This is a genomic window from Pseudomonas sp. 3MAES_34.3B, assembly GCF_058145875.1.
In genome coordinates this window covers 268486-294071 of record NZ_CM176960.1, presented here as the reverse complement: position 1 = coordinate 294071, position 25586 = coordinate 268486, and the positions used below count along the sequence as shown (strand labels likewise).

Annotated in this window: 20 protein-coding genes and 1 riboswitch; of the genes, 10 read left to right on the top strand and 10 right to left on the bottom strand. The window is 62.8% G+C overall.

Annotation, left to right across the window (positions count from 1 at the left end):
• Positions 1–16: 16 nt before the first annotated feature.
• Complete coding sequence (gene tkt, locus AC3Z8Y_RS01345; protein ID WP_490088133.1) at positions 17–2014, bottom strand: transketolase; 1998 nt, start codon at positions 2012–2014, stop codon at positions 17–19.
• Between the two features lie 186 nt (positions 2015–2200).
• On the opposite strand from tkt, the gene AC3Z8Y_RS01340 reads away from it, so the two are divergent.
• The 4 genes from AC3Z8Y_RS01340 to AC3Z8Y_RS01325 all read left to right on the top strand — a co-directional run bounded on the left by AC3Z8Y_RS01340 (position 2201) and on the right by AC3Z8Y_RS01325 (position 6643).
• On the top strand, positions 2201–3196 hold the full coding sequence (locus AC3Z8Y_RS01340; RefSeq protein WP_490088132.1) for an ArsR/SmtB family transcription factor: 996 nt from the start codon (positions 2201–2203) through the stop codon (positions 3194–3196).
• 20 nt (positions 3197–3216) lie between these two features.
• A complete protein-coding gene (gene metK, locus AC3Z8Y_RS01335; protein ID WP_181113631.1) occupies positions 3217–4407 on the top strand; it encodes a methionine adenosyltransferase in 1191 nt (396 codons plus the stop codon).
• A gap of 92 nt (positions 4408–4499) precedes the next feature.
• Positions 4500–6251: an NAD-dependent DNA ligase LigB gene (ligB, locus tag AC3Z8Y_RS01330; RefSeq protein ID WP_490088131.1), complete on the top strand. Its 1752-nt coding sequence runs from the start codon at positions 4500–4502 to the stop codon at positions 6249–6251.
• Positions 6248–6643 carry a DUF1090 domain-containing protein gene (locus tag AC3Z8Y_RS01325; protein ID WP_490088130.1) on the top strand — a complete coding sequence of 132 codons (396 nt, stop codon included), beginning with the start codon at positions 6248–6250 and terminating at the stop codon, positions 6641–6643. Before ligB ends, AC3Z8Y_RS01325 begins: the two co-directional genes overlap by 4 nt.
• Positions 6644–6663: 20 nt before the next feature.
• Here the strand turns inward: AC3Z8Y_RS01325 and AC3Z8Y_RS01320 are convergent, their stop codons facing one another.
• From AC3Z8Y_RS01320 to AC3Z8Y_RS01310, 3 genes are read right to left on the bottom strand one after another with little or no spacing between them, the layout of a single operon-like run.
• Positions 6664–7050 (bottom strand): MAPEG family protein, encoded by a 387-nt coding sequence (locus AC3Z8Y_RS01320; protein ID WP_490088129.1) that lies wholly within the window; start codon positions 7048–7050, stop codon positions 6664–6666.
• 14 nt (positions 7051–7064) lie between these two features.
• Positions 7065–7901: an EamA family transporter gene (locus tag AC3Z8Y_RS01315; protein ID WP_490088128.1), complete on the bottom strand. Its 837-nt coding sequence runs from the start codon at positions 7899–7901 to the stop codon at positions 7065–7067.
• A 21-nt stretch (positions 7902–7922) separates the two neighbouring features.
• Positions 7923–8327 carry an acyl-CoA thioesterase gene (locus AC3Z8Y_RS01310; RefSeq protein WP_318781407.1) on the bottom strand — a complete coding sequence of 135 codons (405 nt, stop codon included), beginning with the start codon at positions 8325–8327 and terminating at the stop codon, positions 7923–7925.
• A gap of 129 nt (positions 8328–8456) precedes the next feature.
• A riboswitch (S-adenosyl-L-homocysteine riboswitch) is annotated at positions 8457–8569 on the top strand.
• Positions 8570–8590: 21 nt separating this feature from the next.
• Here AC3Z8Y_RS01310 and ahcY point away from each other — a divergent pair.
• The 4 genes from ahcY (at position 8591) to rhlE2 (ending at position 13974) form a co-directional block, all read left to right on the top strand.
• Positions 8591–10000 (top strand): adenosylhomocysteinase, encoded by a 1410-nt coding sequence (gene ahcY, locus AC3Z8Y_RS01305; protein WP_490088127.1) that lies wholly within the window; start codon positions 8591–8593, stop codon positions 9998–10000.
• 95 nt (positions 10001–10095) lie between these two features.
• On the top strand, positions 10096–10944 hold the full coding sequence (gene metF, locus AC3Z8Y_RS01300) for a methylenetetrahydrofolate reductase [NAD(P)H] (RefSeq protein WP_490088126.1): 849 nt from the start codon (positions 10096–10098) through the stop codon (positions 10942–10944).
• A gap of 140 nt (positions 10945–11084) precedes the next feature.
• Complete coding sequence (locus AC3Z8Y_RS01295) at positions 11085–11774, top strand: substrate-binding periplasmic protein (protein WP_490088125.1); 690 nt, start codon at positions 11085–11087, stop codon at positions 11772–11774.
• Positions 11775–12075: 301 nt separating this feature from the next.
• Entirely contained in the window at positions 12076–13974 is a 1899-nt protein-coding gene (rhlE2, locus tag AC3Z8Y_RS01290; protein ID WP_490088124.1) for an RNA helicase RhlE2, read from the top strand.
• A gap of 70 nt (positions 13975–14044) precedes the next feature.
• Here the strand turns inward: rhlE2 and AC3Z8Y_RS01285 are convergent, their stop codons facing one another.
• Entirely contained in the window at positions 14045–14644 is a 600-nt protein-coding gene (locus tag AC3Z8Y_RS01285) for a YceI family protein (protein ID WP_490088123.1), read from the bottom strand.
• Positions 14645–14680: 36 nt separating this feature from the next.
• Complete coding sequence (locus AC3Z8Y_RS01280; RefSeq protein WP_490088122.1) at positions 14681–15232, bottom strand: cytochrome b; 552 nt, start codon at positions 15230–15232, stop codon at positions 14681–14683.
• A gap of 285 nt (positions 15233–15517) precedes the next feature.
• Between AC3Z8Y_RS01280 and AC3Z8Y_RS01275 the strand changes: the two genes are divergently transcribed.
• Both AC3Z8Y_RS01275 and AC3Z8Y_RS01270 read left to right on the top strand, forming a co-directional pair.
• Positions 15518–16924: an adenosylmethionine--8-amino-7-oxononanoate transaminase gene (locus tag AC3Z8Y_RS01275; protein WP_490088121.1), complete on the top strand. Its 1407-nt coding sequence runs from the start codon at positions 15518–15520 to the stop codon at positions 16922–16924.
• A gap of 45 nt (positions 16925–16969) precedes the next feature.
• Complete coding sequence (locus AC3Z8Y_RS01270; RefSeq protein ID WP_490088120.1) at positions 16970–17698, top strand: 16S rRNA (uracil(1498)-N(3))-methyltransferase; 729 nt, start codon at positions 16970–16972, stop codon at positions 17696–17698.
• Here the strand turns inward: AC3Z8Y_RS01270 and AC3Z8Y_RS01265 are convergent.
• The 4 genes from AC3Z8Y_RS01265 to AC3Z8Y_RS01250 are packed head-to-tail and all read right to left on the bottom strand — an operon-like array spanning position 17685 to position 25583.
• Positions 17685–18149: a chemotaxis protein CheW gene (locus tag AC3Z8Y_RS01265; RefSeq protein WP_490088119.1), complete on the bottom strand. Its 465-nt coding sequence runs from the start codon at positions 18147–18149 to the stop codon at positions 17685–17687. The genes AC3Z8Y_RS01270 and AC3Z8Y_RS01265 overlap by 14 nt on opposite strands.
• Positions 18142–22962: an Hpt domain-containing protein gene (locus AC3Z8Y_RS01260; protein ID WP_490088118.1), complete on the bottom strand. Its 4821-nt coding sequence runs from the start codon at positions 22960–22962 to the stop codon at positions 18142–18144. Before AC3Z8Y_RS01260 ends, AC3Z8Y_RS01265 begins: the two co-directional genes overlap by 8 nt.
• A gap of 10 nt (positions 22963–22972) precedes the next feature.
• Positions 22973–25057 (bottom strand): methyl-accepting chemotaxis protein, encoded by a 2085-nt coding sequence (locus AC3Z8Y_RS01255; protein ID WP_490088117.1) that lies wholly within the window; start codon positions 25055–25057, stop codon positions 22973–22975.
• Positions 25044–25583: a chemotaxis protein CheW gene (locus tag AC3Z8Y_RS01250; protein WP_490088116.1), complete on the bottom strand. Its 540-nt coding sequence runs from the start codon at positions 25581–25583 to the stop codon at positions 25044–25046. The genes AC3Z8Y_RS01255 and AC3Z8Y_RS01250 overlap by 14 nt, the downstream gene beginning before the upstream one ends.
• Positions 25584–25586: the final 3 nt, after the last annotated feature.

The window sequence follows — 25586 nt, the reverse complement described above, 5'->3', positions numbered from 1 at the left end:
GCGGTGGCGGGGCGGGTCAGTCTTCGAGCAGTTCGTTGGCGATACCGACAATGTTGTCCACGGTAAACCCGAACTCTTCGAACAGCGCAGGTGCCGGAGCAGACTCACCGAAGGTGGTCATGCCGACGATACGGCCTTCAAGGCCTACATACTTGTACCAGAAGTCTGCGTGGGCCGCTTCGATAGCGATCCGCGCAGTCACTTCCAGCGGCAGTACCGCCTGCTTGTAGCCCGCGTCCTGCGCGTCGAACACGCTGGTGCTCGGCATGGAAACAACACGCACCTTGCGGCCGGCCCCGGTGAGGGCATCGGCAGCCTGCACAGCCAGGCCAACTTCCGAACCGGTCGCGATCAGGATCAGGTCCGGCTCGCCCGCGCAGTCCTTCAGTACATAGCCGCCCTTGGCCACGTTGGCCAGTTGTTCGGCGTCGCGCGGCTGATGGGTGAGGTTCTGGCGAGAGAAGATCAGTGCCGAAGGCCCGTCGTTGCGCTCCAGCGCGTATTTCCAGGCGATGGCCGACTCGACCGCGTCCGCCGGGCGCCAGGTGTCCAGGTTAGGCGTACCGCGCAGGCTCGCCAGCTGCTCGATCGGCTGGTGGGTGGGGCCGTCTTCGCCGAGGCCGATGGAATCGTGGGTGAACACATACAGCACACGCTTCTTCATCAGCGCGGACATGCGCACGGCATTGCGCGCGTATTCCATGAAGATGAGGAAGGTCGCGCCGTAAGGTACGAAACCGCCATGCAGGGCGATGCCGTTCATGATGGCGCTCATGCCGAACTCGCGCACACCGTAGTACAGGTAGTTGCCTGCGGCGTCCTCGGCACTGATGCCCTTGCAACCTTTCCACAGGGTGAGGTTGGAGCCGGCCAGGTCGGCGGAGCCGCCCAGCAGCTCGGGCAGCAGCGGGCCAAAGGCATTCAGGGTGTTCTGGCTTGCCTTGCGGCTGGCGACGGTTTCGCCCTTGGCGGCCACTTCAGCGATGTAGGCATCGGCCTGTTCGGCGAAATCGGCTGGCAGTTCACCGCTCATGCGGCGGATGAGCTCGTTGGCGAGGTCCGGGTGCGCAGCGGAATAGGCAGCGAAGCGCTGATCCCACTCGGCTTCGGCGGCAGTGCCCTTCTCGCGGCAGCTCCACTCCCTGTAGATATCTTCCGGGATTTCGAACGGCCCGTGGTTCCACTTCAGATTGGCCCGGGTGAGGGCGATTTCGTCGTTGCCCAGCGGTGCGCCGTGGCACTCTTCCTTGCCTTGCTTGTTGGGCGAACCGAAGCCGATCGTGGTCTTGCAGCAGATCAGCGTGGGCTGGGCGCTTTTGCGCGCGGTTTCGATTGCCGTGGTGATTTCGTCCGAATCGTGGCCGTCCACGTTACGGATCACCTGCCAACCGTAGGCTTCGAAACGCTTGGGCGTATCGTCGTTGAACCAGCCTTCCACTTCGCCGTCGATGGAAATGCCGTTGTCGTCATAGAAGGCAATGAGCTTGCCCAGGCCCAGCGTACCGGCCAGCGAGCATACTTCGTGCGAAATGCCTTCCATCATGCAGCCATCACCCAGGAACACATAAGTGTTGTGGTTGATGATGTCGTGACCGGGGCGATTGAACTGCGCGGCGAGCGCTTTTTCCGCGATGGCGAAGCCTACCGCGTTGGCAAGGCCCTGGCCGAGCGGGCCAGTGGTGGTTTCTACGCCCGGGGTATAGCCGTATTCGGGGTGCCCCGGGGTGCGGCTATGCAGCTGGCGGAAGTTTTTCAGGTCATCGATGGACAGGTCGTAGCCGGTAAGGTGCAGCAACGAATAGACCAGCATGGAACCGTGCCCGTTGGACATGACGAAACGGTCACGGTCCAGGAATGCAGGGTTGGCCGGGTTGTGCTTGAGGAAATCCCGCCACAGCACTTCGGCAATGTCGGCCATTCCCATGGGGGCACCGGGGTGGCCGCTGTTGGCTTTCTGCACGGCATCCATGCTGAGGGCACGAATGGCGTTGGCACGCTCACGACGGCTGGGCATCGCTGATCTCCACTGACAATGATGAAACTGCAAAAGCGGCATTTTCGCTGATGGCCGGGTGTGCTCGCAATCGAAGATAGCCGGTGCGGCGTATTTTTCGCCCTTAAACGGTTCACTCGCCCAATATCAAAACTTTTTGATATTACCCTTGCGGGTGACCCGGGGCCGCACTAGACTCCCGGCCCTATGAGCTTGCGCGTACCTTCCATCAGCCACGAACCCGCCGACGACCTCGCCAGCCTGTGCAAGGCCGGTGGCGATCCGCTGCGCCTGAATGTGCTTCGCGCGCTGGCCTGCGATTCGTTCGGCGTGCTGGAACTCGCGCAAATCTTCGATATCGGGCAGTCCGGCATGAGCCACCACTTGAAGGTGCTCGCCCAGGCAGGCCTGGTTGCTACACGCCGCGAAGGCAACGCTATCTTCTATCGGCGTGCGTTGCCGGCTGACCACCGTATCGGTGGTCGCCTGCACGGCGCGCTGCTGGAAGAAGCCGACACCTTGGAGCTACCTGCCGACGCCCAGCGGCGAATGGCCGAGGTAGAACGCCAGCGCGCCACTGCCAGCCAGGTGTTCTTTTCCCGGGTGGCGGATCGGTTCCGCGCTCAACAGGATCTGATTGCCGGCCTGCCTCAGTATCGGGAAAGCCTGCTGGCGTTGCTTGATACCCTCACCCCTGGCGCCGCCGCGACCGCCCTGGAAGTAGGCCCGGGGGACGGTGGGTTTTTACCAGACCTGGCGCGCCGCTTCAGCCAGGTTACCGCGGTGGACAACAGCCCCGAGATGCTCGAACTGGCTCGCCAGTTGTGCCGCCGCGAAGGCGTAGACAACGTGGAATTGCGGCTCGACGACGCGCTGGGTGAAACCACCCTGAGCGCCGATTGCGTGGTCGTGAACATGGTTTTGCACCATTTCAGCGACCCCGCCCATGCCATGAAACAGCTGGCTGCCCGGGTGAAGCCCGGTGGCAGCCTGCTGGTTACAGAGTTGTGTAGCCATGACCAGGATTGGGCCAGGACGGCCTGCGGAGATCTCTGGCTGGGTTTTGAACAGGAAGAACTGGCCCGCTGGGCCACCGCTGCGGGGCTTCGCCCCGGGGATGGGCTCTACGTGGGCCTTCGTAACGGTTTCCAGATACAGGTTCGCCATTTCCGGCGGCCGGCTGGCGACACTCACCATCGGTAATTTTTCAGGAAGCCGTCGAGATGAGCGAATACTCCATTTTCACCTCCGAGTCTGTGTCCGAAGGGCACCCGGACAAGATCGCCGACCAGATTTCCGATGCGGTGCTGGACGCCATCATCGCTGAAGACAAGCACGCCCGTGTGGCCTGCGAAACGCTGGTCAAAACCGGCGTTGCGATCATCGCTGGCGAAGTCACCACCTCGGCATGGGTCGACCTCGAAGAGATCGTGCGCAAGGTCATCATCGACATCGGCTACAACAGCTCGGAAGTCGGCTTTGACGGCGCGACCTGCGCGGTCATGAACATCATCGGCAAGCAATCCGTGGACATCGCCCAGGGCGTTGACCGCAGCAAGCCGGAAGACCAGGGCGCGGGCGACCAGGGCCTGATGTTCGGCTACGCCAGCAACGAAACCGACGTGCTGATGCCGGCGCCTATCCGCTTCTCGCACGCCTTGGTAGAACGCCAGGCCGAAGCGCGCAAATCCGGCCTGCTGCCGTGGCTGCGCCCGGACGCCAAGTCCCAGGTCACCTGCCGCTATGAAAACGGCAAGGTAGTGGGTATCGACGCTGTGGTGCTGTCGACCCAGCACAATCCGGAAGTGAAATACGCCGACCTGCGTGAAGCCGTGATGGAGCTGGTGGTCAAGCACTGCCTGCCTGCCGAGCTGCTGCACAAGGACACCCAGTACCACATCAACCCTACCGGCAACTTCATAATCGGTGGCCCGGTAGGCGACTGCGGCCTGACCGGTCGCAAGATCATCGTTGACACCTACGGCGGCATGGCACGTCACGGTGGCGGTGCATTCTCTGGCAAGGACCCGTCCAAGGTCGACCGCTCCGCCGCCTATGCCGGCCGCTACGTGGCCAAGAACATCGTTGCGGCAGGCCTGGCCGACCGTTGCGAGATCCAGGTGTCCTACGCCATCGGCGTAGCGCAGCCTACGTCCATCTCGCTGAACACCTTCGGCACCGGCAAACTGTCGGATGACAAGATCATCCAGCTGGTACGCGAGCACTTCGACCTGCGCCCGTACGCCATCACCCGCATGCTGGACCTGCTGCACCCGATGTATCAGGCCACCGCAGCTTACGGTCACTTCGGGCGCAACCCCTACGAAATGACCGTCGGCAACGACACCTTCACAGCGTTCACTTGGGAGCGGACCGACCGCGCCGACGCGCTGCGAGCTGCCGCCAACCTCTGATCCGGGCAACATGCCGAAAAAGCCTCTCCCTCGCGAGAGGCTTTTTCCGTTCTAGGCTTGGCATTCCCTCCCGATGAGCAAGGATGCTCTGTATGTGGAACCCGATTCGATGCCTTGGCGCCTTTGCGCTGTTGCTATCCACGCCTTCCTGGGCGTGCCCGGCGTGGTCACCGGAACACGCTGCGGCTCAAGTAGAGGGCCTGCAGCGCCAGGTGGATGAATGGAACCTGGCGTATCACCGCGACGGCGTTTCGAAGGTGGATGACGAGCTTTACGACCAGGCCGAAACCCGCCTGCGTGCCTGGCGGCAGTGTTTTCCCGCTGGCAATGCACCTTCGCCCTCCCTCCTGGCCGCCAGCTCAGGCCCTGTTGCGCATCCGGTCGCGCATACGGGGGTAGCCAAGCTGGCGGACGCCGATGACGCCAAGGCCTGGCTGAGCGGGCGCGAGGAGGTATGGGTGCAGCCCAAAGTGGATGGCGTCGCGGTGACCATCATTTACGAGCGGGGGCGCCTTGCCAGGGCAATCAGCCGCGGCGATGGCCTGAGCGGGCATGACTGGACCGCCAACGCTCGGCATGTTTCGGGCGTGCCACCTACCCTGTCACGCGAGGTAGACCTGGAGTTGCAGGGGGAACTGTTCCTTCGCCTGGAGGGGCACGTGCAGGCTCAGAAGGGAAGCCTGAACGCGCGCAGCCGCGTTGCCGGAATGATGGCGCGCCACAACCTGACCACCGTTGAGGGCCAGGCGCTTGGCTTCTTTCCCTGGGACTGGCCGAAAGGGCCGGGTACTCAGGCGGAGCGTTTGGCGCAACTGGCCGAACTGGGCTTTGCGGAACCACAGGCGTACAGCCATCGGATAAGCGACCCGGAAGATGCGCGTACCTGGCGGGATCACTGGTACAACCAGCCACTTCCGTTTGCCACCGACGGGATCATCCTGCGGGATAGTCAACGGCCGGCTGCGCATCGCTGGAAGGCGCAAGCACCCTACTGGATCGCCGCCTGGAAATACCCCTGGCGCAGCGTGCTCGCCGAGGTGCGCAAGGTCACCTTCGAAATTGGCCGAACTGGTCGAATCACGCCGGTACTCGAGCTGCACCCCGTGCGCATGGACGACCGTACCGTGAAGCGTGCCAGCCTGGGCTCGCTTCGACGCTGGCAAACGCTGGATGCAAGGCCCGGGGATCAGATTTCGCTGGAGCTTGCCGGGCTGACCATTCCGCGCGTGGGCGGTGTAATCATGCGTAGCCCCGTCCGCTATCCGGTAATTGCCCCCGAACCTTCAAGCTTCAATGCATTGACGTGTTGGGTTCCCGATACCGGCTGCCGCAGCCAATACCTGGCCCGGTTGCAATGGATGAGCCACCGGGATGCTCTCGGCATGGCCCACGTAGGCAAGGCAACCTGGGAGCGGCTGCTGGATGCCGGGCTGTTACCCGAATTGCACAGTTGGCTGGCACTGGATGAGGCAGCGCTCGCCGCTGTCGATGGTATTGGTGACCGTTCCGCGAAGCGAATCGCTGCGAGCTTTGAAGGTGCCCGGCAAAAACCTTTCAGAAAATGGCTTAAAGCGATGAGCGTACCGCCCCTGGGAAGCGTTCAGCTTGCGCCGCACTGGGCGCCACTCGCGCACCGCTCCGCGTCGGATTGGGCCAATGAAACCGGGATCGGCAGCGGCAAAGCCAGCCAACTGGTGGCCTTTTTCCATCATCCTCCCGCTTTAAAAATGGCCGCCGCGCTCCACCGTCTGGGTGTGGATGGGTTCGCTGAAGGGTTTGAACTTCCCCCGGACATCCGTTCCAATGGGCCTGAACTCACCGCTACAACCCCGGAGACCTCATGAAAGCTTTGCTTACCCTCACCCTTCTTCTTGGTGCAATGGCCCAGCCAGCCCTGGCGGCCACGCCAGATGAAAGCGCCGAGGCGAAGGGGTGTGCCGCCAAGGAACAACGCGTACAGGAGGAGATCTCCCGCGCCCGCGAAGCCGGGAACACCAGCCAGCTTGAAGGCCTGCAGATCGCCCTGGGAGAGTTGCAGGCCAACTGCACCGACGACCGCCTTAAAAAGGAGCGCGAGGCCAAGGTGCTGGACGCTAAGAAAGAGGTGAGCGAGCGCCAGGCTGATCTCGACAAGGCCATGAAGAAGGGCGACCCGGACAAGATCAACAAGCGCAAGGACAAGCTGGCCGAAGCCCGCAAGGAGCTTCAGGAAGCGGTAGACGAACTGGACAAGTAATACCGTGTGTGCGGCCTGTATCAGGCCGCTACGCAAAACAGGGCAATGATCACCCCGAGCCCCACGAACCAGGCGATCGAGCGCAGCGGCGCGCGATCGGCCAGATAACACAGGATATAAACCACCCGGCTTGCCACGAAGAGTATGGCGAGCAGGTCGATCGTGCCTTGGGTAGTACCTCCCGCCAAGTGCGCGATGATTACCGCCGCAGCGAACGCTGGGGTAATCTCGAAGCCGTTCAATTGCGCGGCATGCGCACGCTTTGATAGCCCCTGTTGCTTGTCCAGCCAAGCGCGCGGGTCACGATTGGCATTGGGCCCAAAGCGATCGCCGGCCAGTTTGGCGGTTACCGTGCAGGCATACGGCAGCAGGATCGCGACCAGCACACACCAATAAGCAGCTGTCATTCTTCCCTCGCTCGTCAATTTATTTTCATGATCATGATGCCGGCCACCACCAACACACAGGCCAGCAGGCGTGGCAACCCAAGGGGCTCCTTGAGGTAACGCATGCCGAAAAGTACCACCAGTATCACACTGGTTTCACGCAGGGCGGCCGCTTCCGCCACCGACCCTGCGGCCATGGCCCACAGCACCAGCGCATAGCTTGCAAGCACGCACACGCCTACGGTAGTGCCAAGCCGCCACTGGGTGCGCCAGAACTGCCTGAAGCGGTCCCGGCGATTGGCCAGGGCGAGGGCCGGAAACGGCCACGCACTGATGAACGTCAGCCAAGCCAGGTAATCCAGCGGTCGCCCCCAGCGTTGCAGGGCCTGGCCGTCGATCCAGGTGTAACTGCCGATGCAGATGCCGATAAGTACCACAACGGGCAGCACCGACCACGGCAGGCGATCACCACCCCCGCCTTGCCATAGCAGGCAGGCCATCCCGCAGGGGATCAACAGGATGCCCAATACCTGATTCGTGTTGAGCGGCTCATTGCCCACTAGCAGCGTGAGGCCCAGCACTACCAGCGGAGACAAGCCCCGCATCAGCGGGTAGACCAAGCCCAGGTCCGCGGTTCGATAGGCCTGGATCAACAGGTAGCGGTACAGCAATTCAAACAGCGCGCTGGCAATCATCCAGGGCCATATGGCCGCAGGAGGCACAGATACCAGGCACACCATGGGCACCGCAAGCAGGAACGCAATGGCGTCCATGCTCGCAACCACCAGCAGCCGTTCGGCGCTGAACTTGACCAATGTGTTCCACGCCGCGTGCAGCACTGCGGCGAGCAAAACGAGTGTTGTGGCGAACACCTGAAATCCCTTTCCCGAGAGTTAGCCGTTCAGCCCTTCCTCGGCGAACTGGTCCTTGATATAGCGGATCTCGGTCCTGCCATGGGGCGCCGGGAGGCCGTCCTCCCCCAGGTTCACAAACACCAGCTTGTCCACAGTCAAAATGCTCTTGCGGGTGATCTTGTTGCGCACTTCACAGGTAAGCGTGATCGACGTCCGGCCAAACTCGGTAGCCGTGATACCCAGCTCGATGATGTCCCCTTGCCGGGAAGCACTGACGAAATTGATCTCGGAAATGTACTTGGTCACCACGCGCTGGTTACCCAGCTGCACGATGGCGTAGATCGCCGCTTCTTCGTCGATCCAGCGCAGCAGGCTGCCACCGAACAACGTGCCGTTTGGATTGAGGTCCTCGGGCTTGACCCACTTGCGGGTATGGAAATTCATACGTACCCCCTTGATGTCTGTAGCACAACACTATCATGCCCGACCGCCCGGCGGATTCGACACCCTGCCCGGGCACCCTATATACTGCGCAGCGTTTCACCGCCCGCGCTACGTGGGCGTTCCCGCCACCCAACCGAGGGGCGCTGCAGCAGGTCATCCTGTCAGGCTCGGTTGGGGCGTTAGCATGGCCGACGATGATCGGCCCCGGGCCTCGCCCGAACGCACAACGGCGCCCATTCGCATACTACGAATGGAGACTCTCAATGAGTGCTGTACTGACGCCTGCCGATTTTTCCGACTACAAGGTCGCCGACATTTCCCTGGCTGCCTGGGGCCGCCGCGAAATCATCATCGCCGAATCCGAAATGCCGGCCTTGATGGGGCTGCGCCGCAAATATGCGGGTGAGCAACCGCTCAAGGGCGCCAGGATTCTCGGCTGCATCCACATGACCATCCAGACCGCCGTGCTGATCGAAACCCTGGTTGCCCTGGGTGCCGAAGTGCGCTGGTCGTCGTGCAACATCTTCTCCACGCAGGATCAGGCCGCTGCCGCCATTGCCGCTGCGGGTATTCCGGTATTCGCCTGGAAAGGCGAAACCGAAGCCGAATACGAGTGGTGCATCGAGCAGACCATCCTCAAGGATGGCCAGCCATGGGACGCCAACATGGTGCTGGACGACGGCGGTGACCTCACCGAAATCCTCCACAACAAATACCCGGCGATGCTCGAGCGCATCCATGGTGTTACCGAAGAAACCACCACCGGCGTACACCGCCTGCTGGACATGCTCGCCAAGGGTACCCTCAAGGTGCCGGCGATCAACGTGAACGACTCGGTGACCAAGAGCAAGAACGACAACAAGTACGGTTGCCGTCACAGCCTCAACGACGCCATCAAGCGTGGTACCGACCACCTGCTGTCCGGCAAGCAAGCGCTGGTGATCGGCTACGGTGACGTGGGCAAGGGCTCGGCCCAGTCGCTGCGTCAGGAAGGCATGATCGTGAAGGTCAGCGAAGTGGACCCGATCTGCGCCATGCAGGCTTGTATGGATGGCTTCGAGCTGGTCTCCCCTTACAAGGACGGTATCAACGATGGCACCGAAGCTTCCGTGGACGCCGCCTTGCTGGGCAAGATCGACTTGATCGTAACCACCACCGGCAACGTCAACGTGTGCGATGCCAACATGCTGCGCGCCCTAAAAAAACGCGCCGTAGTGTGCAACATCGGCCACTTCGACAACGAAATCGACACCGCTTTCATGCGCAAGAACTGGGCATGGGAAGAGGTCAAGCCACAGGTTCACAAGGTCCACCGTACCGGCGCCGGCAGCTTTGACGCACAGAACGACGACTACCTGATCCTTCTGGCCGAAGGCCGTCTGGTGAACCTGGGCAACGCCACTGGCCACCCAAGCCGGATCATGGACGGTTCCTTCGCCAACCAGGTGCTTGCCCAGATCCACTTGTATGCGCAGAAGTTCGCGGACCTGCCGGCAGCGGCCAAGGCTGAACGCCTTACCGTTGAAGTGCTGCCCAAGAAGCTGGACGAAGAAGTGGCACTGGAAATGGTGCGTGGCTTTGGCGGTGTGGTCACCCAGCTCACGCCCAAGCAGGCTGAATACATCGGCGTGACCGTCGAAGGCCCGTTCAAGCCAGACACCTACCGTTATTAATAGCTGCAAGAGGTAAGCGGCAAGCGGCAAGCTCACACCGGGCCTGCCGCATGCAGCTTGCTGCTTGCGGCTCTTCTTCGAAGAGCTGCCCTGAAATGTCTTTTGCCGATAAAAGCTTCAGCTTCGAGTTTTTCCCGACGAAAACCGACGCCGGCCACGAAAAACTCATCAACGTGGCGCGCCAGCTGGCCGCCTACAAGCCCGAGTTCTTCTCCTGCACGTACGGTGCCGGTGGCTCCACACGCGACCGCACGTTCGACACCGTCATGCAGCTGGAACGTGAAGTGCAGGTGCCCGCCGCCCCTCACCTTTCGTGCGTAGGTGACAGCAAGGCTGAACTGCGTGACCTGCTTGTGCAGTACCGCGACGCTGGTATCAAGCGCATCGTCGCGCTGCGTGGCGACCTGCCTTCGGGCATGGGGATGGCCTCCAGCGAACTGCGCCACGCCAACGACCTGGTCGAATTCATTCGCGCCGAGACGGGCGATCATTTCCATATTGAAGTCGCCGCCTACCCGGAGATGCACCCGCAGGCGCGCAATTTCGAGGACGACCTGGCGAACTTCGCCCGCAAGGCCCGGGCCGGCGCCGATAGCGCCATCACCCAGTACTTCTTCAACGCCGACAGCTACTTCTACTTCGTTGACCGGGTACGCAAGCTGGGCGTGGACATGCCTATCGTGCCGGGCATCATGCCTATCACCAACTACAGCAAGCTCGCCCGGTTTTCCGAAGCCTGCGGCGCAGAGATCCCTCGCTGGGTTCGCAAGCAGCTGGAAGCCTATGGCGATGACGCCAACAGCATCCAGGCGTTCGGCGAGGAGGTGATAACCCGCATGTGTGAACAATTGCTCGAAGGCGGCGCTCCAGGCCTGCACTTCTATACGCTGAACCAGGCCCAGGCCAGCCTGGCCATCTGGCACAACCTCGGCTTGCCCCGCTAAGCCATGCGGGCCCGGCGTTACGCAGCGCCGGGCCTTCATCGTGCCATTAGGGGAAAGCCTGACTAGTCAGCTTCGCCCCCTCCGCTTACTCTGCGCCCATGCGCGCCCTAGCCTGTCTTTTTATTTTCATCCTTGCCCTGGTGTCGCCGACATTTGCATCGGCGCAGCCGCTGCGTATCGTCACCGAGCCGTGGGGGCCCTACGTTTACCAGGACGGCACGGCGCTCACCGGTATCGACTACGAGATCGCCAACGAAGTCTTCAACAGGCTTGGGGTGCAAGTGCAATGGCAGTTTTTGCCCTGGAAGCGCTGCTTGATGATGATCGAGGAAGGCCAGGCCGACGCCGTGCTGGATATTTTCCGCACGCCTGCTCGGGAACGGCAGCTGGTCTATGCCAATGAACCGCTGTCCTCGGTTGAATTCGTGCTCTACGAGGCAAACGAGCGCCCCCAGCCCGCCGCTCGCTTGAAGAGCCTGCAAGGGCTACGCGTTGGCATGGCGCCGGGTTTCCTCTATGGCTCCACGTTCGAGGCTTCTCAGGCACAGAAGGAGCCGGCGCCCACCCTGGAAGCCAATTTTGGAAAGCTGTTGCTTGGCCGCGTGGATCTGGTAATCGGAGATCGTCGCCAAGGCCGTTTCACTTTGCGGCAGATGGGCCTTGAGGGCCGTATCGGAGAAATTCCCGGCACCCTGGACAGCGATGTGCTGTATCTGGCGCTGCGCCGCACCAGCGAACTGTCGGAGCTGGCCGAGCGCTTCGCCATCACCTTGCGAGCCTTCAAGCGTGAGCCCGCCTACCGGGAACTGCTCAAACGCTACAACCACTGAGCCTGACGCACGCCTGCTCAACGGCGACAAACGCGCTTCTTATAAAAAACCGGCCACCGGGCAGTGAAATCTCAGCGCCATGCCAACGCTCTGTTATACTCCGGCGTTCCCGCCAGGCTTACGCCCGGACGCCGGACCTCGCATTCCCTCTTCGCATGCCCGCGCCATGGCCCAGCCTCGGCAGCCTGCTGCGGACCCTCCGCGAGCGCCAGCAGTACCGGACGCGGTTGCGTCGATATCCGCCCCCGCGCCAGGCAAACGTTCCCTCGGGCCCAAGCCCTCACAATGAACAGGATTGCCCATGTCCTTTGCTTCCCTCGGTCTCTCCGAGGCTCTAGTCAGTGCTATCGAAGCCGCTGGCTACTCGCAGCCTACCCCCGTGCAACAGCGGGCAATCCCCGCCGTGTTGCAGGGCCGCGACCTGATGGTTGCCGCCCAGACTGGTACTGGCAAGACCGCCGGTTTCGCCCTGCCGATCCTTGAACGCTTGTTCCCGGCCGGCCACCCGGACAAATCCCAGCGTCACGGCCCTCGTCAGCCCCGGGTACTGGTGCTTACGCCTACCCGCGAATTGGCTGCACAGGTCCATGACAGCTTCCGTATCTATGCCCGCGACCTGAAATTCGTCAGCGCTTGCGTGTTTGGTGGCGTAGGCGTGAACCCGCAGGTGCAGGCCCTGGCCAAGGGCGTGGACGTACTGGTCGCTTGCCCTGGCCGCCTGCTCGACCTCGCCGGCCAAGGTAGCGTCGACCTGGCCCACGTCGAAATCCTCGTGCTGGACGAAGCCGACCGCATGCTCGACATGGGCTTCATCCATGACGTGAAGAAGGTTCTGGCGCGGCTGCCAGAGAAGCGTCAGAACCTGCTGTTCTCCGCAACCTTCTCCAAGGACATCACCGACCTCGCCGGCAAGCTGCTGCATAACCCGGAGCGGATCGAAGTCACCCCGCCCAATACCACAGTCGAGCGGATCGAGCAGCGGGTATACCGCATTGGCGCCAGCCACAAGCGCGCCCTGCTGGCACACCTGATTACCCAGGGCGCATGGGAACAGGTGCTGGTGTTCACCCGTACCAAGCACGGCGCCAACCGCCTTGCCGAATACCTCGAAAAACACGGCCTGACTGCCGCCGCGATTCATGGCAACAAAAGCCAGAATGCGCGCACCAAGGCCCTGGTCGACTTCAAGGCCAACACTGTGCGTGTGCTGGTGGCAACCGACATCGCGGCCCGCGGCCTGGATATCGACCAACTGCCCCACGTTGTGAACTTCGAACTGCCGAATGTCGAGGAAGACTACGTGCACCGGATCGGCCGCACTGGCCGTGCCGGGCGTAACGGCGAAGCGATCTCGCTGGTGGCCCCGGATGAAGAAAAGCTGCTCAAGAGCATCGAGCGCATGACCCGGCAGAAGATCGCCGATGGCGAGCTGTTGGGCTTCGACCCGAGCACCATCGAGGCCGAGAAGCCCGAAACCCGCGAACGTCCCCCAGCGAACAAGCCGCGCGGCCGTGAGCCTCGTGGGGACAAACCCGCCTCGGTCGGGCGCAAGGATAAAGGCAAGGACAAGGGCAAGGACAAGCCACGCGAAAAGGCCGCTGACGGCCGTCCTGCAGAGCGTAGCGAAGGTCGCAGCGAAGGCCGCCAGCCCAGGGCCCGTGGCCCTCGCCAGCCTCAGCGCCCCGCTCAGTCAGCCGGTGAGCCTGCTATCGAACGCGGCAACCGTGACCCCGAAACGTTCCTGGACGACGATGTCGATAATTTCGGCAACCGGGCCGACTACGTCAGCCCCTACCAGAATCAGAAAGGTCAGGGCCGCAACCGTCGCCCTAACGCGCCTGCAGGGGCTGGTGTCAACCAGGCTCCAGCGGCCGCCAAGGCCCCCGGCCAGGGTGCCCGCCGTAGCCAACCTGCTACGCCACGTTCGGCCGCCGACGGTGGCGCCAAGCGCCCACGCAACAACGCCGGCCAGGGTGCCGGTGCCGGCCAGAACCGCCGCGACAACCCGCGCAACCGTCGCCCTCGTGAAGAAGGTGCCGCTGTGCCAGCAATGACCGAAGGCCGTCGCGAAGCGCCAAAGCCAAAGATCATCATGAAAGAGTCCAAGCTGGACCGTACCCTGACGGCCGAGCAGCTCGATGATCTGCAGAACCGCGCCAAGACCGGCGAGAAACCAGCCTTGCTGACCCGCAAGAACTGATTTTCACCGGCAATGAAAAACGCCGCGCTCCCTGACAGGGGGCGCGGCGTTTTTTTATGCCCGCAAGCGCTTATTTCTTCTGCACACCTTCGAACACGAAGTACAGCTCAACGGTATCGGACTGCGGGCCGAGGTCCATGGACTTGGGCGCGAAATCCTTGCGGTTGATGCTGGTGCTGCCTTCGAAGCCGGCACGGTAGCCGCCCCATGGGTCTTTGCCTTCGCCCAGGAAGGTGGCCTTGATGACCACAGGCTTGGTCACGCCGTGAAGGGTAAGGTCGCCGGTCACGTCAGCAGTGGTCTTGCCATCGGCGTTTTTGCCGGTTGGCTTGACGCTGGTGGATTTGAAGGTCGCTTCAGGGTAGTTGGCTACGTCCAGGAAATCTTTGCTGCTGATGTGCTTGTCGCGCTCGGCCTGGTTGGTGAACACGCTGGCAGTTTTCAGGGTTACATCGATCTTGCTGTCTTCAGGCTTGGCGGCGTCGAAGCTGAAAGTGCCGTCGAAATCCTTGAACGTACCGGTGATGAAGCTGTAGCCAAGGTGGCTGATCTTGAAGTTGACGAAAGCGTGCTGGCCTTCCTTGTCGATATGGTAATCAGCCGCCATGGCCTGGCCAGCTGTGAGTGCGGCAGTGCCGAGCGCAAGCGCGGCCAGAGTGTGTTTAAGCATTTTCCATTTCCTTTGCGGTACGTGCATTAATAAAGGTCAAGCTCGGCGGCCCAGCATGCGCACAAGGGTGGCATCCCGGTCGACGAAGTGATGTTTGAGGGCGGCAAGCCCGTGCAGTACGGAGAACACCACCAATACCCAGGCGAGGTACAGGTGAATGTCCCCGGCACGCTCTGCCTGGTTTTCGATACCGCTGAACGCGGCAGGTACTTCGAACAGCCCGAAAACCGAGATCCCTACCCCGTCCGCCGTGGAAATCAGGTAACCCGTGACCATGACCAGGAAGATGTCCAGGTAGAGGAACAGGTGCACGGTCACGGCGGCTACTCGAGTAGGCCGGCCCTGGTTGGGCGTAGCCGGCGGCGGTGGGCTTACGATTCGCCACACCATGCGCAACACCATGAACAGGAACAGCACCAGGCCGATGCTTTTGTGCAGCTCCGGCGCTGCCTTTCGCCACGGGTCGTAATAGCCCAGGCCAACCATCCACAGCCCGAGGGCGAACATGCCGAACACCGCAAGGGCGATGCCCCAGTGCAGGAACAGGCTGATAGCCCCGTAGCGAGAAGGTGAGTTTCGAAGCTGCATCACAGCGCCCTCTGAATTCGTGGAGGAAGGTTAACCGCTTACCTATCGAAAAAAAGCGGAAAATTTAGCTTTTATTAATCGAATACTGAGATATGAATTATGTTCGTGGCCTGTTAAGGCAAGGTTAATCCAGCATCCGGCGTTCGCCACATGCGCGCAGGCCGGGATCATTCCCGGATGTAACGCACAACCGGCCATACATTGCGGGTTGTCTGCGGGCAGCGCATTGCATAGGCTTGCCATCTTTTTTTACCGGCCCCTTCTCGGCGCCAATGGAGCTTGATCATGAGCCTCAACCAGCACTGGATGGACCGCGATCTGGCGGTGTTATGGCACCCCTGTACGCAGATGAAAGATCACGAACGCCTGCCATTGATCCCGATCAAGCGCGGCGACGGTGTATGGCTGGAAGACTTCGATGGCAAGCGCTATCTCGACGCCGTCAGCTCCTGGTGGGTAAACGTGTTCGGCCACGCCAACCCGCGTATCAACCAGCGCATCAAGGATCAGGTCGACCAGCTCGAGCATGTGATCCTCGCGGGTTTCAGCCATGCCCCGGTCATCGAACTGTCGGAGCGCCTGGTGCGGATCACGCCTGAAGGCCTGGACCGGGTGTTCTACGCGGACAACGGCTCGTCCTGCATCGAAGTGGCGCTCAAGATGAGCTTCCACTATTGGCTCAACCGCGGCCAGCCAGAGAAGAAGCGCTTCGTTACCCTTACCAACAGCTACCACGGCGAGACCATCGCTGCGATGTCTGTAGGGGATGTGCCATTGTTTACCGAAACGTACAAGGCGCTGTTGCTCGACACACTGAAAGTACCGAGCCCGGATTGCTACCTGCGCCCGGAAGGCGTGAGCTGGGAAGCGCATTCGCGCACGATGTTCCTCGCCATGGAGCAAACGCTCGCGGAGCATCACGGCACCATCGCCGCAGTCATCATCGAGCCCCTGATCCAGGGCGCCGGTGGCATGCGCATGTACCACCCGGTTTACGTGAAGCTGCTGCGCGAAGCCTGCGACCGCTACGGCGTGCATCTTATTCACGATGAAATTGCCGTAGGCTTCGGCCGTACCGGTACGATGTTCGCTTGCGAACAAGCCGGCATTCGCCCTGATTTCCTCTGTCTGTCCAAGGCGCTCACCGGGGGCTATCTGCCACTTGCCGCCTGCCTGACCACCGATGAGGTGTACCAGGCGTTTTACGACGACTACTCCACCCTTCGGGCGTTCCTGCACTCGCACAGTTACACAGGCAACCCGCTGGCCTGCGCGGCCGCGCTGGCCACGCTCGACATCTTCGAGCAGGACCGGGTAATCGAACGCAACCAGGGCCTGGCGCAGCGCATGGCCACCGCCACCGCGCACCTGGCCGACCATCCTCACGTTGCCGAAGTACGGCAAACCGGCATGGTGCTGGCCATCGAAATGGTGCGCGACAAGGCCAGCCGCGAAGCCTATCCATGGCAAGAGCGGCGCGGCCTGAAAGTATTCGAACACGCACTGGAGCGTGGTGCGTTACTGCGGCCCCTGGGCAGTGTGGTGTACTTCTTGCCGCCCTATGTGATTACGCCCGAGCAGATCGACTTCCTCGCGCAGGTAGCCACTGAAGGCATTGATATCGCCACCCGCGATGGCGCCGCCGTAAGCGTAGCCACCGGGCTGCACCCAAACTTCCGCGACCCGGGCTGACGCCCGCCGCTTCATTACCTTTATCTGTGGGACGATTGTGGCCTCATGAGACTTTCCCGTTTTTATGTCGACCTGCCGCTGGCCGTGGGTGAGCACCAGCTTCCCGAGGCGCAGGCCCATTACATCGGCCGCGTGCTGAGGCTGGCCGAGGGAGCCCGCGTTCAACTGTTCGATGGCAGGGGCCACGAGTACCTCGCAACCCTGCTGCAGGTCGGCAAGAAGACAGTGACCGTGCAGGTAGAGGAAGTGATGCCGGGCCTGCCGGAATCCCGTCTGCATGTGCACCTCGGGCAAGGCCTGAGCCGTGGCGAACGCATGGACTGGGCCATTCAGAAGGCTACAGAGCTGGGGGTGAATGAGCTCACTCCGATCGTCAGCGAGCGCTGTGAGGTTCGCCTCAAGGACGAGCGCGCCGACAAACGCCTGGCTCACTGGCGCCAGGTAGCGGTCAGTGCCTGTGAACAAAGCGGCCGCTCTACGGTGCCCGTGATTCACCCGCCCCTCACATTGGCCGAATGGCTGGCGGCGTGCAAGGCGGATCTCAAGCTGGTGCTGCACCCGGTGTCCGCCCCGCTCAGCAGCCACGCAACGCCCGCCTCGCTGGCGTTCCTGATCGGCCCGGAAGGCGGCTTGAGTGAAGCGGAAGTGGAACAGGCCCAGGCTGCGGGCTTTCATCCGGCACGGCTGGGCCCAAGGGTATTGCGTACGGAGACCGCCCCGGTGGTCGCGCTCGCCTTGGCGCAACAGCTATGGGGCGACTTCAGCCCGCGGTAAAACGCCCACGGAGAATGACGTCGGCGAGGGCGTCGAGGTCTGGCACCCGGGCAACGTCATTGCCGGCGAGCACCGCCGCCATCTCCAGCGAGGCCAGCGGAACGTCGATGTAGCTCAGTTGGCTGTCTGCCCTGAAGATGCGGGGAATGCCTTGCACCAATAGCCCGAAGAACGGCAACCTTGGCCCTATGCCGTGCATCACGGCAATACGAACCCGCTCACCGTTGGGAAGGGGTTGCCCGCAGGCCGCTTCGAAACTCACCAACGGCAACGGACGCCCCCGCCAGGTAATATCGCCCAGGTCCCACGCCGCCGGCGATCCTGTCGGTACGCCAGGCCGGTAGCCTATCAATTCGGCCACTGCCACGTCCGGAACGATCAGCTGGCGCTCGGCCAGTGGCAGCAACAGCGTGCTCAGCGTGTCACGTCGAGAAAAGGCCCGCTCAGGCATGCTTGCTGCTCCAGAAACGTATCAGGTGCAGCAGTTGGGATTCCTGATAGGGCTTGCCGAGGAACTCGCTCACGCCCAACCCCATGGCGCGTTGGCGGTGCTTCTCCCCTGTGCGGGAAGTAATCATGATCACCGGGATAGTGGCCAGCCTTGGCTCGGCGCGCAGCCTGCTGACCAGTTCGAAGCCGTCCATCCGTGGCATTTCGATGTCTACCAGCAGCACGTCGGGCTGCTGCTCCGCCAGCAGTTGCAGTGCTTCAACGCCATCCCGGGCGGTGAGTACACGTATTCCGTGCCGCTCCAGCAGGCGGCTTGTGACCTTGCGCACTGTCACGGAGTCGTCGACCACCAAGGCAAGCAAGGGCTTGGTGGGGGGCGACACGTAACGGGCAGTGGGAATGACCGTCGGGCCGGGGCGAAGGTGGGCGGCACGGATCTGCGCCAGCGGATCGAGAATAAGCACCACGCGGCCGTCGCCCAGGATGGTAGCGCCACTGAGGCCAGGCACCGCTGCGAACTGCGGCCCTAGGCTTTTCACCACGATTTCACGCGACCCCGCGAGCGCATCCACATGCAAGGCCACTTGGTGATCAGGGGCACGGACCAGCAACAACGGCTGCGGAAACCCGCCTTCCAGCGCGGCGGGCCGAGGGGTGACACCAAGCACGTCGCCGAGGTAGCGCAGGTCGTAGGACAGCTGTGCATAGCGATAACGCGGCACGCGTGTGGCATACGCTGCAGCCAGCTCCTCCGGGGCTACCCGCACAATACCCTCGACGCTGTTCAGAGGTACCGCGAACAATTGTTCCCCGCACTGCACCATCAACGCCCGGTTGATGGACACACTGAACGGCAGGTGAATCACGAAGCGCGCGCCGCTCCCGGCCTGGCTGTCGATGATCATGTTGCCGCCCAGTTGCTTCACCTCTTCGTGCACCACATCCATGCCCAGGCCACGGCCGGAGATCTGGGTGATCTTCTGTGCCGTGGAAAACCCCGGCTGCAGAATGAACTGCAACACGTCGTGGTCACGCAAATCGCTGTCAGGGCTGAGCAGTCCTCGCTTGATGGCTTTGTCGCGTACGGCCTGAAGGGGAATGCCAGCACCGTCATCGCTCATCTCGATCACGATTTCGCCGCCTTCGTGGGCTACCCGCAGGGTTATCCGCCCCTGCTCCGGCTTCCCCGCAGCGAGCCGTGCCGGCGCGCTTTCCAGGCCATGATCAATGGCGTTGCGCAGCATGTGCTCCAAAGGGGCGATCATGCGCTCGAGCACGGTGCGGTCCATTTCGACTTCAGTGTCCAGTGTCTCGAATTCGACGTCCTTGCCCAGCTCTTCGGCTACCTGCCGTACGATACGCTGCAGCCGCGGCAATACCCGGGCAAACGGGACCATGCGCGTGCGCATCAGCCCTTCCTGCAGACTGGAACAGATCCGCGCCTGCTGCGCGAGCAGCGCCTGTGCCTCCAGGTTGCGAGCAGCCAATGTATCTTTCAGATCGGAAAGGTCGGACACCGCTTCCAGCAGGGCGCGGCCGAGCTCACGCAAATGGGTCTGGCGTTCGAGCTCAAGCGGATCGAAAGCGTCATGGGCGCCGCCCGGCGAAGCGCGACCGCCTGGCGGCTGCACGGTTTCGTTGTCCAGCCGCAGCAACTGATCACGCATGCGGGCAAGCGTGGTTTCCATCTCCAGCATGGCAATGTGACCATCGTTGACCTGCTGCTCCACCCGGCCTCGCGTAATGGAGGCCTCCCCGGCCAGGTTGGCCAGGCCCTCCAGCGTTTGCGCGGCCACCTTGATCTGGTCGGCGCCGCCGCGCTCGGCCATGGGCGCCTGATCTGCCACGGCGGGCCGTGCAGGTTCGCGGGGCGGGGGGAGGATCCGGCTGCCGTAGCCTTGCACCGCATCGAGCAGGGTGAAATCCACTGGCGCCGGGTCGCCCGCGCGAACCGTATCAAGCATCAAGGCCAAGCGGTCATGGCCCTTGTGCAGCAACTTGAACAGGGCCGGTGCGGGCTCCAGCTCCCCAGCCGACACCCGCTCGTAGAGGGTTTCCAACTCATGGGCCAGGTCGCCGACGGGCCCCACCTCTGCCATGCGGGCACCGCCCTTGAGGGTATGCAGGTCACGCAGAAGGTTCTCCACCTCCAATGCGTTGTTCGGGTCGGCCTGCCATCGAACCAACGCTGCGCCCGCACTTTCAATCAGGTCCGCGCCCTCCTCGAGAAACACCTGCAGCAGCTCGCGCTCGGTGGCTTGCGCGTCGTTCTCCTCGAGGCCAGGCGTATCCTCGCCCGGTGATGGCAGTGCCGCATTTACATCATCCAGCCACGCGGGTAACCAAGGTGCCTCTCGGGGGCCGTCCGGGCCGGCCTCGGCCATCCGCCTCAACCATTCGTGCAGGCGTTCGTGCGCCTGGCGTGCCCGTGCTTCGCCGTCCATAGTGGCCGCATCGTGCAAACGGCTATACAGCCCGGCAACTGCCTTGGCATAGGTCGCGAAAGGGTCAAGCCCCGCCAGCGTGGCGCCCCCTGCCAAAGTGTGGAGGTCGCGCTCCAGGGCAACCAGCGCGCTATCGCGCTGAGGGTCTTGAAGCCACACCCGTAGCGCCTCGTCGGCGCTTTCAAGCAGGTCGGCGGCCTCGTCGAGGAAGAAGGCCAGCCACTCGCTGTGCGGCGCACCTTCCCCGGGCGGCCCGAAAGGCAAGGCTTCAGCCAGGCGCTGTACCGCTGCCTCACCTATCGCGCCCAAGGCGTCAGGGGCCAGCGCATTTTCAATCCAGTACCGCAACCGACGAAGGTGCATCGGCCGCGCAGTCACGGGCTGCCCCGCCGCCAATTCGTCGAACATGTCGTAGAGGGCATCGTGAGCCTGCGCCGCTGCCTGGAGCACATCGGCGGAGGCAGCCAGGCTGGCCTCGTCGATAGCGCCATAGAGGTCCAGCAGGGCCTCGCACAGCGCATCCATGGCAGGCACATCGGCCAGGTGCGTCATCTCCCCGAGCCGATCGAGCGCATCAATCAGCGAGGGCAGGTCGGAATACGGTCCCGGCTGACGCTGCCATTCGGTCAGGTATTGCTGAGCTTCGTCCAGATAATCAATACCCTGGATGAGCAATTGACCGCGCTGATCGCGAACGTCCGATTCGGCCATGCCGTTGTTCATATTGGCAGGCGTGCGCGCCAGCAGCGCTTCGGCCTGCTCGGCCAGGCGATGGTCTTGCGTAATGGCCTGCGGCGTATGGCGGGCAACCTCCTGCAGGCTTTGCTCCAGGAAGGCCAATGCTTCGCGCAACAAGGCAAGTTCCGGGTTGCCCAAGGGCCGCTGTCGGGTGTGAAACTCTCTGCACAGCCTGTAGACCGGGGCGGCCATCTCGCCCATGCGAACCACACCGGCCATGAATGCGCTGCCCTTGAGCGTATGCAGTGCCCGCAGCAATGCCTCGGTTACCGCCGCTGGCGCCACGGCTTTGCGCAGGTACCCACGAAGTATCTCCAGATAAGTGCGGGCTTCATGGTGGAAAATATCCAACAACTGGGTATCGAGAGGCTCTTCCCCTGGCTCACTTTCCGGCGCTACCTGCGCAGGTAGCGGCGATGCCATCGCGCGCGGCAATTTTCCTGCCCACAGCCCCGCCAGCGCATGGCCCGCGCTGGCCAGCAAGGCGTCTTCCGCTTCCCTGGGATCGACCATCCAGCGGCGCAGCATCCACTCGATGGCACATAATGCGTCAGCGAGTGTTTCCAGCACGCCCGGCGCCGGGGGCTGTCTGGCGGGTAGCAGGCGGTCGTGGACATAGGTTTCGAGCGCGTCGAGCAGTGACAGCAAGGCCTCGGGGCGCACCATCGCCAATGCGCCGCGCAGTTCCAGCAACTGAGCCGGAATCCCGGCCAGGTGGTCGGCGGCCCAGCCGCTATCCGCACATTCGCTGATCGACTGCTCTATGCGCTCCAGCGCGGTAAGCGCTTCCTCGATCGCCAGGTGATGGATACGCTCCAGTTCCGTAGGCGGTATCTGTGCGGCACCGGGTACCAGATCCTCGGGGCCAACCATACCGGCCAGGGTGCTTTCCACGTACAGCAGCGCGCCACCGGCGTCCATGATGCTGGCGTCGTCCACCGGGTGAGCGCCGTTGGCGAGGTTATGGATAATCCCCATCTGGTCGAGGATCGCCCGCCGCGGCTGTTGGAAGCCCAACACCGCCAACGCATCGGCAATGCGCCTCAGCGAGGGGGCAATCGCCACCAGTTCAGCCGGGTTGCGCCGGCCATCGAGCAGGTATTGATCCAACCGGGCCTTGTTGCGTAACAGCTCTTCGCACAACGCGGCAACCAAGGGGCCCAGCCCGGCACGGTCCGGTGTTACAGCCGGCATGCTGCGAACCGGTTCATCGGCAACCGGCCGGCCAACCAGGTCCGCCATGTCGGCATTGGAAAGCGGTGCCTCACCCAGGGTGGCGCGAATTTCATTGAGCCAAGGCTGCAACAGCAGCGGCAGGTCATGGCGGGCTGTGGCAACGCGCTCCAGGTAGCCGGGCAACCGGTCGATCAGGTGGCGCAGCGCATCTACCGCTGCTGCCGTGGGCTGGGGCAGCGTAGCCAGGCGCTCCAGATCACGAGCCAAGCGACTCGCCCCGGGAAAATTCACAAAACCCAGCGTGGCGACCACGGCGTGCAAGGCACGGGCGCATTCGGGTAGCCCATCGGTCCCGGCATCCAGTGCATGACGCGCCTGGGCCAGCGTCACAGCCAGTTCTGGCTTGAGCCACTGCAGGCCAACCACATCGGCGCGCCCTTCTCTGTCGAATTTCATGCTGCCCTGTTCATGGCTTCACGGCCTCGGCCGGCGGCAAGGTAAACCCGGACACCGAGCGGCGCATGTCACTGGCCATTTGCGCCAGGTTGCTCATGCTTTCTGCCGCGGCGGTAGAGTCCGAAGAGGTTTGCGTGGTGATTTCCTGGATAACCGCCATGGTGTGCGAGATCTGCCCCGCCGACGACGTTTGCTGCTGCGCCGCATTGGAGATGCGCTGGATCAGCGCGGCGAGGTCCTGGGACACGCTCTCGATTTCTTCCAGCGCCACGCCGGCGTCCTGGGCCAGCGATGCCCCGCGTACCACTTCATAGGTAGTCTGCTCCATGGACATGACCGCCTCGTTGGTGTCGGCCTGAATGGCGCGCACCAGCATTTCAATCTGCCGCGTAGCGGCCGAGGAGCGCTCGGCAAGGCGTTGCACTTCATCCGCCACCACCGCAAAGCCGCGCCCCGCCTCGCCCGCCATAGAAGCCTGAATTGCCGCATTGAGGGCAAGAATGTTCGTTTGCTCGGCAATGTCATCAATAAGGCCAACGATATCGCCGATTTCCTGGGACGACTCGCCCAGGCGCTTGATGCGCTTGGAGGTGTCCTGGATCTGGAAGCGAATCACGTCCATGCCCTGGATGGTGTTGTGTACGACTTCGCTTCCCTTGTTGGCGATGTTCACCGAGCGCTCGGCGACCTTGGCCGATTCATACGCGTTACTCGACACATGGTCGATGGATTGGGCCATATCGCTGATGGCGCGCGAAGCTTCGCTGATCTGCTGGGCCTGATGTTCAGATGCCTTGGCCAGTTGCCGAGCGGTGCCTTGGGTATCTTGAACCGCGCTTGCCACCCGTTCGGCGGCGCGGTTAATGGTCGCAACCAGGTCCCGCAGCTGATCGATGGAGTAGTTGATCGAGTCGGCAATGGTGCCGGTGAAATCTTCAGTCACCGACGCAGTGACCGTGAGGTCGCCAGCCGCCAGGCCCTCGATCTCGTCCAGCAAACGCATGATGGCATGCTGGCTGCGCTCGTTCTTTTCTGCTGTTTCGCGCAGCCGCCGGTTGGTTTCACGCACCATGATGGTTGCCATCAGGATGATGCACGCGAGCGCCAGCAGGCCGAGCACGTACCCGCCGACCACATCCAGGGTACGCCCGCCGGCACGGTCCTCAAACCCGTCGGCCAGGCGCGAGGCTTCGTCCAGCAGGGTCTGGGACAGGTTGAAGATATCCGTGGCGGCAGCGCGCACCCTGAACAGCTCTGGCGAGGTTTCGAGGATTTCACCCACAGAGCCGGAGACGAACGCGAACAGCTCGGCGATTTCCTGCAGGCGGGCGCGGGCCTGAGGGTCGTCTACCTGGCGGATGCCTTGGGTGCTGCTGCCATTGAGCATGCCATTGAGCACCACGCCAAAGCGGTTAGCGTCACGGCCAAAGGCTTCGGCCGCCCGCGCTGCGTTTTCATCGCCCGCCAGCACGATATTGACCGAGCCCAGAATGCGCTCCGCCAGCAGCGACTGGCGCTGGGCAACGGCGACCTGCTCCGCTGGCGCGCCACGGCGCAGCAGGCTATCGACGACCTTTTCGGACTCCAGCTGAAGCTGCGGCACGGTTTCGGCAAGGGTGGCCGCCACCTGGTGCAGCGACAGTACGGTCTGCTCACTGGCCAGGATGGTATCGGCGCTCTTGCGCAGGCGGTCCCAATCCCGCTGCACTGCCACCATTTGTTCATGCACGGTATGCGGGGCCGGGGGCAGGCCGGTGTGGGCATCGCCTTCGGTAAGGTAGCGCCAGCGGCGATCGAACTCGTTACGCGCCGCGGTCAGCTCGCGGAAAGCCTCTGCCTTGCCCGTGGCGGCTTCGGTTGCATTCTTGGCGATGCGCTGTGATACCACGCGCAGCTCACCGGCATGGCCGATGTACTGCTTATCATGATTGCCCTGGGTATTGAGGTAGGCGAAATTGGCAAACAGCAACATGATCAGGATCACCAGGGCCACGAACAGGCCGGCGATCTGAGCCGTACTGCGCGAGGCCTGTTGGGTCGCACCTGCGCCCTGACTGCTCGATGCGCGCCCCCCGCCAGTGTCATGCCGCCGCATTCAGAAACTCCGCTGCCGTGACCAACGAGAACGGGCTGAACACCGCCCATTCCCGCTCATGAAAGAAGTAGCCCTTGACGAAGGGGGCCAGCGCTTCGTCAAGGCTTTCGGGGCGTACCGTTGCCAGGTCCGAAGCGGGAAAATGCTGCAGGCCTGGCGCTTCGTCCACCAGCAGGCCAGTGAACACTTCTTCGTGGTCGATCACCAGTACGCGGCGCTGCCGCCGGTGGCTGGACAGCGCCGCGCCGAAATAGCCGGAAAGGTTCATGACGGGCAGGAGGCGCCCGCGCAGGTTCGCTACACCCAGTACCCAAGGCTTGACCCCCGGGATACGGGTCATGCGCGGCTCGGGTAGCACTTCGGCTACCTCGCTCATGGGCGCCACATACCAGCCGTTGCCCATGCGAAAGCTGATGCCGCTCCAGGGCTGTTCGCCCTCCAGCTCCACTGGCAGCCCCGCAGCCCGGGCGCGGCAGCGTTGATCAATGGCCAACAACAGTTCGAAAGCGGTATACGAGGCGTTCATGCG